Below are 303 nucleotides of genomic sequence, written 5' to 3'. Positions count from 1 at the left end.
GGACGTTGATAGGTCAGGTGTGGAAGTGCAGTAATGCATTAAGCTAACTGATACTAATTGCCCGTACGGCTTGTCCCTATAACCTTGACGGTTATGCGCATTTACTATGATGGTGAGTGCTACCCCAAAACTTTACTTCTCCCAGATTCGCTGTGCAGCCCAATTGGTGGCTGCAAAGCATACAAGTCAAAGCTTGATGACCATAGTAAGTCGGTCCCACCCCTTCCCATCCCGAACAGGACCGTGAAACGACTCTACGCCGATGATAGTGCTGCAACCAGTGTGAAAGTAGGTTATCGTCAA

The 303-nt window shown here is 48.2% G+C and carries 2 rRNA genes; both read left to right on the top strand.

The window, feature by feature from the left end:
* A 23S ribosomal RNA gene (locus GJ698_RS30295) occupies window positions 1-78 on the top strand; the annotation flags it as partial.
* A 114-nt stretch (window positions 79-192) separates the two neighbouring features.
* Window positions 193-303, top strand: a 5S ribosomal RNA gene (rrf, locus tag GJ698_RS30290); the annotation flags it as partial.

This window comes from Duganella aquatilis (assembly GCF_009674565.1).
Taxonomy (GTDB): Bacteria; Pseudomonadota; Gammaproteobacteria; order Burkholderiales; family Burkholderiaceae_D; genus Rugamonas; species Rugamonas aquatilis.
The sequence above is the reverse complement of the archived record's forward strand: the minus strand, read 5'-3'. Positions and strand labels throughout refer to the sequence as shown.